Consider the following 8,362-nt stretch of genomic DNA (forward strand, 5'->3'; position numbering starts at 1 on the left):
GGCGAGCATCGCGACTATGGACGCCGCCGGCGTGCGCTTCGGATTGCTCAGCGCGTGGCGCGGCCCCGGCGGCCAGGACCTGATCTCCAACGACGAGGTCGCCGAGTGGGTCAGCATGCACCCGAATCGGTTTGGCGGGCTGGCCGCGGTCGATCTCGACCGCCCGATGGAAGCGGTCCGCGAACTGCGCCGCCGCGTTAGGGACGGATTCCTGGGCCTGCGGGTGGTGCCGTGGTTGTGGAACGCACCGCCCACCGACCGCCGGTACTACCCGCTGTTCGCCGAATGCGTGGAGCTGGGGGTACCGTTCTGCACCCAGGTGGGCCACACCGGTCCGCTACGGCCCTCGGAGACGGGCCGCCCGATTCCCTACATCGACCAGGTCGCCCTCGACTTCCCCGAGCTGGTGATCGTGTGCGGGCACGTCGGCTATCCGTGGACCGAGGAGATGGTCGCGGTCGCCCGCAAACACGAGAACGTCTACATCGACACCTCGGCGTACACGATCAAGCGGCTTCCGGACGAGCTGATCCGGTTCATGAAAACCGGTACCGGACAAAGCAAAGTCCTGTTCGGCAGTAACTACCCGATGATGACCCACGCGCACGCCCTGGCCGGGCTGGCCGAACTCGACCTGGCCGACGAGGGCCGCCGAGAGTTCTTGCACGGCAACGCCGAGCGCGTTTTCAAACTGGAGGCAGACACGTGAACGGTGCCCAGGCCCTGATCAACACTCTGGTCGACGGCGGCGTCGACGTGTGCTTCGCCAACCCGGGCACCTCGGAGATGCACTTCGTCGCCGCGCTGGACACCGTCCCGCAAATGCGCGGTGTGCTGGCGCTGTTCGAGGGCGTCGCCACCGGGGCGGCCGACGGCTACGCCCGCATCGCCGGCCGGCCGGCGGCCGTGCTGCTGCACCTGGGCCCCGGCCTGGGTAACGGCCTGGCCAACCTGCACAACGCCCGGCGCGCTCAGGTGCCGATGGTCGTGGTCGTCGGCGACCACGCCACGTACCACAAAAAGTACGACGCCCCACTGGAATCCGACATCGACGCGCTCGCCGGAACCGTCTCCGGGTGGGTACGTCGCACCGAACGCAACGCGGATGTCGCGTCCGATGCGGCGGAGGCGATCGCCGCGAGCCGGGCGGGCTCGCTGATCTCGACGCTGATCCTGCCCGCCGACGCGTCATGGTCGGACGGGGCGCAACCGGCCGGGACGACTCCTGCGGAGCCGGCGGGGGCCGAACCGCGGTTGGCGTTCGAGGTGATCGAGGTGCTGCGCTCGGGGGAACCCACGGTGGTGATGATCGGCGGCGACGCCACCCGCGGACCGGGCCTTGCCGCCGCCGCGCGCATCGCGCAGGCGACCGGCGCGCGGGTGTTGTGCGAGACGTTCCCGGCGCGGCTGGAGCGCGGCGCGGGCGTTCCCGCCGTCGAGCGGCTGGCCTATTTCGCCGAGGCCGCCACCGCCCAGCTGGACGGCGCCAAGCATCTGGTGCTAGCCGGTGCCAAGTCGCCGGTGTCCTTCTTCGCCTACCCGGGCATGCCCAGTGACCTCGTCCCGGCCGGCTGCGAGGTTCACCTGCTCGCCGGACACAGCGGTGCCGCCGAGGCGCTCGCCGCGGTGGCCGACGAGCTGGCGCCCGGAACCGTTGCGCCCGTTGCCGTTGCGGCGCGGCCTCAGCTGCCGACGGGTGCCCTGACGTCCGCGTCGGCGGCCGACGTGATCGGGGCGCTGCTGCCGGAGGGAGCGATCGTCGTCGACGAGTCGAACACCTCCGGCGTGCTGCTCGCCCAGGCCACCGCGGGGGCGCCGGCCCACGATTGGCTGACGTTGACCGGCGGCGCGATCGGGTACGGCATCCCGGCCGCCGTCGGCGCCGCCGTCGCCGCCCCCGATCGGCCGGTGTTCTGCCTGGAATCCGACGGCTCCGCGATGTACACGATCTCCGGGTTGTGGACTCAGGCGCGCGAAAACCTCGACGTGACCACCGTGATCTACGACAACAGCGCCTATGACATCCTGCGGATCGAGCTGGCGCGGGTGGGGGCCGGATCGGCCCCCGGGCCCAAGGCGCTCGACCTGCTCGACCTGTCAAGGCCGACAATGGATTTCGTCATGATCAGCGAGGGAATGGGGGTGCCCGCGCGCCGCGTCAGCACCGCCGAGGAACTCGCCGACGCGCTGCGGAACGCGATGAGCGAATCCGGGCCGCACCTGATCGACGCCGTGGTGCCGTCAATAACGGGCTAGCCCCGGAAGTCGGCCGAGGACCCACTCCGACATCGTGTTGAGGACATCGATGCCCGTCTCCAACACCCCGTCGTGGACCCTGGCGGCCAGGGCCATACCCCAGTGCCCCGACGGCGTGGGCACGATCCCGAATTGGCGCACCAGGTAGTCGCCGTGCATCCCCGGCCCCCAACCGCCTTTGGCCGCAAAGCCTTTGGCGGCAAGGCCCCAGCGATGGCCGCTGCTGAGGCGCTGCATCAGGTCGATGACGTCCGACGAATCGGGGATCGACGGCAGCTCGGCGGCGAACCGGGCTTGCCGCTGCAAAGTCCACTGCGTCTGGCCGAACGCGGTATAGCCGCGCCTGATCCGGCGCGATTCCACGACCGTGGCGGTGTCACCGCCCTCGGCGATCACGCCCTGCACCCGGCGCGCCGCTTCCTCGGGATCGCCCAAACCGGACCACAACCGCTCCGACGCGTGATTGTCGGACTCGGTGATGGCCTTGACGGCCAGGTCCTTTGCGCGCAACCAATCACTGCGCAGCGCGGCGATCGCCAACGGCACCTTGATCGTCGACCATGCGACACCCGACCACCATCGACCCAGCGAATACGTGCGGTCCGGCCGGGCGATCGCGATGCCGACCTCCGCCGGCACCGCGGCGGACAGTTGATCGAAGCTCGCTTCGAGCGCGGTCTCCAAGGGTCGGGAAGTCATGCGCTGGTCGGACCAACCATCGCGTCTCCTTCGATCCCGGCGTCCCGTGCAGTCAAGCATTATCGTCGACGTACCCATCGCACAGCGCGCCACGGGGGACGGCGCGTCGCTAGCCCGGCGGCAGCGGCGGCAGCGGGAGTCCCGGTTCCTGCGGCGGCGGTTCCCACGGCGCGCGTTCCGGCGTCTGCGGCGCGTAAACCAGTGGGGGCGGCGGAGGCAGGGGCGGGGGCGGTGGCACCGGGTCGGCGGCGGCGCACCCGGCGCCGAAACCGAGTGCCGCGCCGCCGAGCGACGCGAGGAGGGCCGACCCGGCGATCAACTCACGAATTTTCGGCATCTGCCGAGATTCCCCTTCCCGTTTGCGGCTTGATCCGCACGACAGGATCTTCGCAGTCGACGCCCTGCGCCGCCAACTGGCGCTTGAGCACCTTGAAGGTCACCGTGCGCGGCAGTTCCGCGCTGACCCGAACGTAGGACGGCCACTGCTTGGGTCCCAAGTCGGGCTGCTCGGCGAGGAAGGCGCGGAACTTCTCGGCGTCGAACTCGGTCCCGGGGGCCATCACCAGCGCGGCCATCACCTGGTCCCCGACCACCGGGTCGGGCACCGCGTACACGGCCACCTCGGTCACGTCGGGATGGCGCAGCAGCACCCGCTCGATCGGAGCGGCGCCGAGGTTTTCACCGTCGACGCGCATCCAGTCACCCAGCCGCCCCGCGAAGTATGCGTAGCCAGCGTCGTCGCGGTAGGCGAGGTCACCGCTGTGGTAGACCCCGCCCGCCATCCGCTCGGCCTCGGCGGCCTCGTCGTTGTAGTAACCCTCGAAGCGGCCCGCGCCGGCCGTGTTGACCAGCTCGCCGACCACGCCCACGGGGCAGGGTTCACCGGTATCGGGGTCGACGATGTCGACGTCCGCGGGAAGCGGGCCCAACGCACCATCCGGGGTGTCCGGGGTGCGCGCGATCGCCACACCGCCTTCGGTGGAACCGAATCCGTCCTGCACGACGCACCCGAACCGGCGTGCGAAGCGTGCGACATCGCGGGGCACGCCCTCGTTCCCGTACACCGCTCGCAGCGGGTTGTCCGCATCGTCCGGCCGTTCGGGCGTGGCCAGCACATAGGACAGGGGCTTGCCGACGTAGTTGGCATAGGTGGCGCCGAAACGGCGGACATCGATCAGGAAGTTGGAGGCGGAGAACTTGCGCCGCAACGCGAGTGAGCCCTGGGACGCGACCGCGACGGCCCAGCCGACCAGCACCGCGTTGGAATGAAAGAGCGGCATCGACACATAGCAGACGTCGTCGCGGCCGAGGCCGAAGCGCTGGGTCATCGTGATGCCAGCGATCGCCACCTTGCCGTGGCTGCACTTCACCGCCTTGGGTTCGCCGCTGGTGCCGGATGTGAAGATCAGCATGAACAGGTCTGCGGCCGTTGCGGATTGGAAGTGCAATTCGGCATCGCGATGTGCGGCCACCTCTTCGGCCCACTCGGCGGAGTCCACGTTGACGTGGTCGATGTCGCCCAGCGCGGCGGCCGAAGCCGAGTCGGCCAACACCACTTGGCAGTCGGCATGGGCGATGTCGCGGGCCAGCGCGTCGCCGCGGCGCACCGGGTTGAGCCCCACCGGCACGATCCCGGACATGCCCGCCGCCGTCAGCATCGCCGAGAAGAACGGGGTGTTCTCGAACAGCACGCCGATGTGTGGCGGCTTCGCCGGGTCGAGGCGGTCCCGCAGCGCCGCCGCGATGGCGGCGCCGTGGCGCAGGTGATCCCGCCAGGTGGTGTACGTGTCTTCGAAGTAGATGCCCCGGTCATCGATTTCTGCCAGCGGCGCCAGCAGTTTGGTGACCGTCGGATCGGGGGGAAGCACGAATTCAGGCAGGGGTTTCCGCCAGCTCGCGGCCGATCCGGCGCAGCTGACCGGTGGCACCACCCAGCGCGAATTCGGCCTCCTTGGCGGCCAGGAAGTAGCGGTGCACCGGGTGATCGGTGTCCACGCCGACGCCGCCGTGCACGTGCACGATGGTGTGCGCCACCCGGTGCCCGGCGTCGGCGGCCCAGAACGCGGCGCTGGCCACGTCGATCTCGGCGGGAACGTCCTCCGAGACCCGCCAGGCCGCCTGGGTGAGGGTGAGCCGCAAGCCCTTGATGTCGATATAGCCGTCGGCCAGCCGCTGCGACACCGCTTGGAAGCTGCCGATCGGGCGATCGAATTGTTCCCGCTCCCTGGCGTATTCGGCGGTGAGCTGCAGTCCGCGTTCGAGCACGCCCAGCTGGAAGGCGCTGCGCCCCAGCGCCGCGAGCGTGTCGAGCCAGACGACAACCTCGGCGCCGCCGACCATCCGGGCACCGGCCACGTCCGCGCCGTCCAGCGCCAGGTGTCCGACGCTGCCCAGGCCGGTGGTCTCCAATGCGGTCACCGAAACCCCGGGATCGCCGGCGGCGACCAGGAAAACGGCGGTGCCGGAATCGGTCTCGGCCGGAACGAGAAACGCGTCGGCCACCGGTCCGAAGCCGACCTGGGTGCGGGTGCCGGTGAGGCGGTAGCCGTCACCGGCGCGGGTGGCCTGCACCGGGCCCTCACCCATCTCGCCCAGGAGCGCGGCGGTGAGGATCTTCTCCCCGCCGACCGCGGGAGCACCCCAATCCTGTTGCAGCTCTTCGGTGCCGAACCGAGCCAACGCGCCGGCGCCGAGCATCACCGACTCCAGGTATGGCACGGCCGCCAACTGGTGACCCAGCGCCACCAAGATCGCGACCTGCTCGAGCACCCCGAATCCGTCGCCGCCCACCGAGGTGGCCGAGGCGCTGGTCAGGATGCCGGCGTCGACGAGCTTGCCCCACAGCGCGCGGTCGAACCGTTGATCGAGCTTGTCGAGTTCACGGTGGTGCTCGGGCGTGCAAACCGAGTCCACGATCGTGTCGACCAGGCCGCCGAGATCGGTGGCCGCTTCGGTTGTCGAAAAGTCCATCGTTGTTCGTCCTTAGGGAGTGGGGCTCAGCGGTTTCGGGGCAGTCCCAGCGCGACCATGCCGATGATGTCGCGCTGCACTTCGTTGGTGCCGCCGCCGAAGGTCAGGATCAGGCACGCGCGGTGCATCCGCTCGACCCGGCCGCGCAGCAGCGCCCCGGGCGAATTCTGGCGCATGGTGGCGGCGGTCCCCAGCACCTCCATCAGCAGCCGGTAGGCCTCGGTGGCCAACTCGGTGCCGTACACCTTGGCCGCCGACGCGTCGGCCGGGTTGAGCGATTCGCCGTCCGACGACGCCAACTCCCAGTTGATGAGCTTCAGCACCTCGGCCTTGGCGTGCACGCGGGCCAGGTTGATCTGCACCCACTCGGAGTCGATCAGCCGGGCGCCGCTGGAATCCTTGGTGTTCTGGGCCCACTCCCGAACCTCCTGCAGGGCGAGGAAGATCGGCTGCGCCGAGACCAGGGCGACGCGTTCGTGGTTGAGCTGGTTGGTGACGAGCTTCCAGCCGCCGTTCTCCTCGCCGATCAGGTTGGTCACCGGCACCCGCACGTCGGAGTAATAGGTGGCGCTGGTGTCCACACCGGCCATGGTGTGTACCGGCGTCCACGAGAAGCCTTCGGCGGTGGTCGGCACGGTCAGCATCGAGATGCCGCGGTGCTTTTTGGCCTCGGGGTTCGTGCGCACCGCGAGCCAGACCCAGTCGGCGTACGCGATCAGGCTGGTCCACATCTTCTGGCCGTTGATCACGTAGTCGTCGCCGTCGCGGACCGCGGTGGTGCGCAGGTTGGCCAGGTCCGTGCCGGCGCCGGGCTCCGAATAGCCGATGGAGAAGTGCAGTTCGCCGGCCGCGATCTTGGGGAGGAAGAACTTCTTCTGCTCCTCGGTGCCGAACGCCATGATCGTCGGCGCCACGCTGTTGATCGTCAGGAACGGCACGGGCACGCCGGCGATCGCGGCCTCATCGGTGAAGATCAGCGAATCCATTGGCGAGCGGTCCTGGCCGCCATACTCCTTGGGCCAGTTCAGCGTCAGCCAGCCGTCCTTGCCCATCTGCGCGACGGTGTCGCGGTATGCGGTGCCGGTCCCGACCTCGCCGCCGCCCGAGGAGGTCAGCGCCTCGCGACGCTCCGGCGTCATGAGCTTGGTGAAGTACGACCGCAGTTCGCGACGCAGCTCCTCCTGTTCAGGGGTGTAACTGATGCGCATCCCAGCCGTCCTTTGTTAACGTGATTCGCCTCGATTAGCCGACGTTACTCGGCCGACGACTACCCGTTCGTCTTCCCGGTTGTAACACGTTCTAGTCTGAGATTCCAGCGACCGTTTCCCTAGCGGTATCCGGGCCCTATGGTGGTCCTACATACTGATGGGGAATGTCCTCAGGTGAAGGCCAGGTGCAAGGAGGGTGCTGTGCGGGTGATCGTCGACCACGACCGGTGTGAAGGTAACGCTGTGTGCTTGGGAATCGCGCCGGATATCTTCGACCTGGACGACGAGGATTACGCCGTCGTGAAGCTGGACCCGATCCCCGCCGATCAGGAGCAGCTGGCCGAGCAGGCGATTGCCGAATGCCCGCGTGCCGCGCTGTTGCGCGGCGATTAATTCGAGCCCCACTGCGGCCTGAGAAACTAGAGGTATTCATAAATTGACTAGCAGCGCGAACGCGACCGATCTCTCCGGAAAGGTCGCGGTGGTGACGGGTGCCGCCGCGGGACTCGGCAGGGCGGAGGCCCTCGGCCTGGCCCGGCTCGGCGCGACCGTCGTCGTCAACGACATCGCCACCGCCCTGGACGCCTCCGACGTCATCGACGAGATCAACTCGGCCGGCTCCAAGGCCGTCGCGGTGGCCGGCGACATCAGCGAACGCGCAACCGCCGACGAGTTGGTCGCCCAGGCCGACGGTCTCGGTGGGCTCGACATCGTCGTCAACAACGCGGGCATCACCCGCGACCGGATGCTGTTCAACATGTCCGACGAGGAGTGGGATCTGGTCATCGCGGTGCATCTGCGCGGCCACTTCCTGCTGACCCGCAACGCCGCCACCTACTGGCGGTCGAAGGCCAAGGACGCGGGTGGAACCGTGTTCGGCCGGCTGGTCAACACCGCGTCCGAGGCGGGGCTGGTCGGCCCGGTGGGTCAGGCCAACTACGGCGCGGCCAAGGCCGGCATCATCTCGCTCACCCTGACGGCCGCGCGGGCGCTGGGCCGCTACGGCGTGTGCGCCAACGCGATCTGTCCGCGCGCCCGCACCGCGATGACGGCCGACGTCTTCGGTGCGGCACCGGAAGTGGAGGCGGGTGGCATCGACCCGCTGTCGCCCGAGCACGTGGTCAGCCTGGTCAAGTTCCTGTCATCTCCGGCGGCCGCGGAAGTCAACGGGCAGGTGTTCATCGTGTACGGGCCGCAGGTGACCCTGGTTGCCGCGCCCACGGCGGAGC

Annotated in this window: 9 protein-coding genes; 4 read left to right on the forward strand and 5 right to left on the reverse strand. The window is 69.1% G+C overall.

Features of this window, described 5'->3' with window-relative positions; translation table 11 throughout:
- Together A9X05_RS24965 and A9X05_RS24970 are read left to right on the forward strand one after the other, a co-directional pair.
- Positions 1 to 709: amidohydrolase family protein (locus A9X05_RS24965; RefSeq protein WP_067784740.1), on the forward strand; the 709-nt coding region annotated here is incomplete at its 5' end.
- On the forward strand, positions 706 to 2,256 hold the full coding sequence (locus A9X05_RS24970; protein ID WP_067784728.1) for an acetolactate synthase large subunit: 1,551 nt from the start codon (positions 706 to 708) through the stop codon (positions 2,254 to 2,256). The genes A9X05_RS24965 and A9X05_RS24970, both read left to right, overlap by 4 nt.
- On the opposite strand, the gene A9X05_RS24975 is transcribed toward A9X05_RS24970, so the two are convergent.
- The 5 genes from A9X05_RS24975 to A9X05_RS24995 all read right to left on the reverse strand — a co-directional run bounded on the left by A9X05_RS24975 (position 2,242) and on the right by A9X05_RS24995 (position 7,133).
- A complete protein-coding gene (locus A9X05_RS24975) occupies positions 2,242 to 2,955 on the reverse strand; it encodes a hypothetical protein (protein WP_067784731.1) in 714 nt (237 codons plus the stop codon). The two genes, A9X05_RS24970 and A9X05_RS24975, sit on opposite strands and share 15 nt — an antisense overlap.
- 109 nt (positions 2,956 to 3,064) lie before the next feature.
- Entirely contained in the window at positions 3,065 to 3,292 is a 228-nt protein-coding gene (locus A9X05_RS24980) for a hypothetical protein (protein ID WP_067784734.1), read from the reverse strand.
- On the reverse strand, positions 3,276 to 4,823 hold the full coding sequence (fadD17, locus tag A9X05_RS24985) for a long-chain-fatty-acid--CoA ligase FadD17 (protein WP_067784743.1): 1,548 nt from the start codon (positions 4,821 to 4,823) through the stop codon (positions 3,276 to 3,278). Before fadD17 ends, A9X05_RS24980 begins: the two co-directional genes overlap by 17 nt.
- 4 nt (positions 4,824 to 4,827) lie before the next feature.
- Positions 4,828 to 5,925, reverse strand: coding sequence for an acyl-CoA dehydrogenase family protein (locus A9X05_RS24990; protein ID WP_067784737.1), 1,098 nt, complete (start codon positions 5,923 to 5,925; stop codon positions 4,828 to 4,830).
- Positions 5,926 to 5,951: 26 nt separating this feature from the next.
- Positions 5,952 to 7,133, reverse strand: coding sequence for an acyl-CoA dehydrogenase (locus A9X05_RS24995; RefSeq protein ID WP_067760390.1), 1,182 nt, complete (start codon positions 7,131 to 7,133; stop codon positions 5,952 to 5,954).
- A 201-nt stretch (positions 7,134 to 7,334) separates the two neighbouring features.
- Between A9X05_RS24995 and A9X05_RS25000 the strand changes: the two genes are divergently transcribed.
- Positions 7,335 to 7,526, forward strand: coding sequence for a ferredoxin (locus A9X05_RS25000; RefSeq protein WP_067280870.1), 192 nt, complete (start codon positions 7,335 to 7,337; stop codon positions 7,524 to 7,526).
- Positions 7,527 to 7,569: 43 nt separating this feature from the next.
- Positions 7,570 to 8,362, forward strand: a 793-nt coding sequence (locus A9X05_RS25005; protein ID WP_067784746.1) for a 3-oxoacyl-ACP reductase, incomplete at its 3' end; no start/stop codon positions are given.

This window comes from Mycobacterium sp. E3298 (genome assembly GCF_001666895.1).
Taxonomy (GTDB): Bacteria; Actinomycetota; Actinomycetes; order Mycobacteriales; family Mycobacteriaceae; genus Mycobacterium.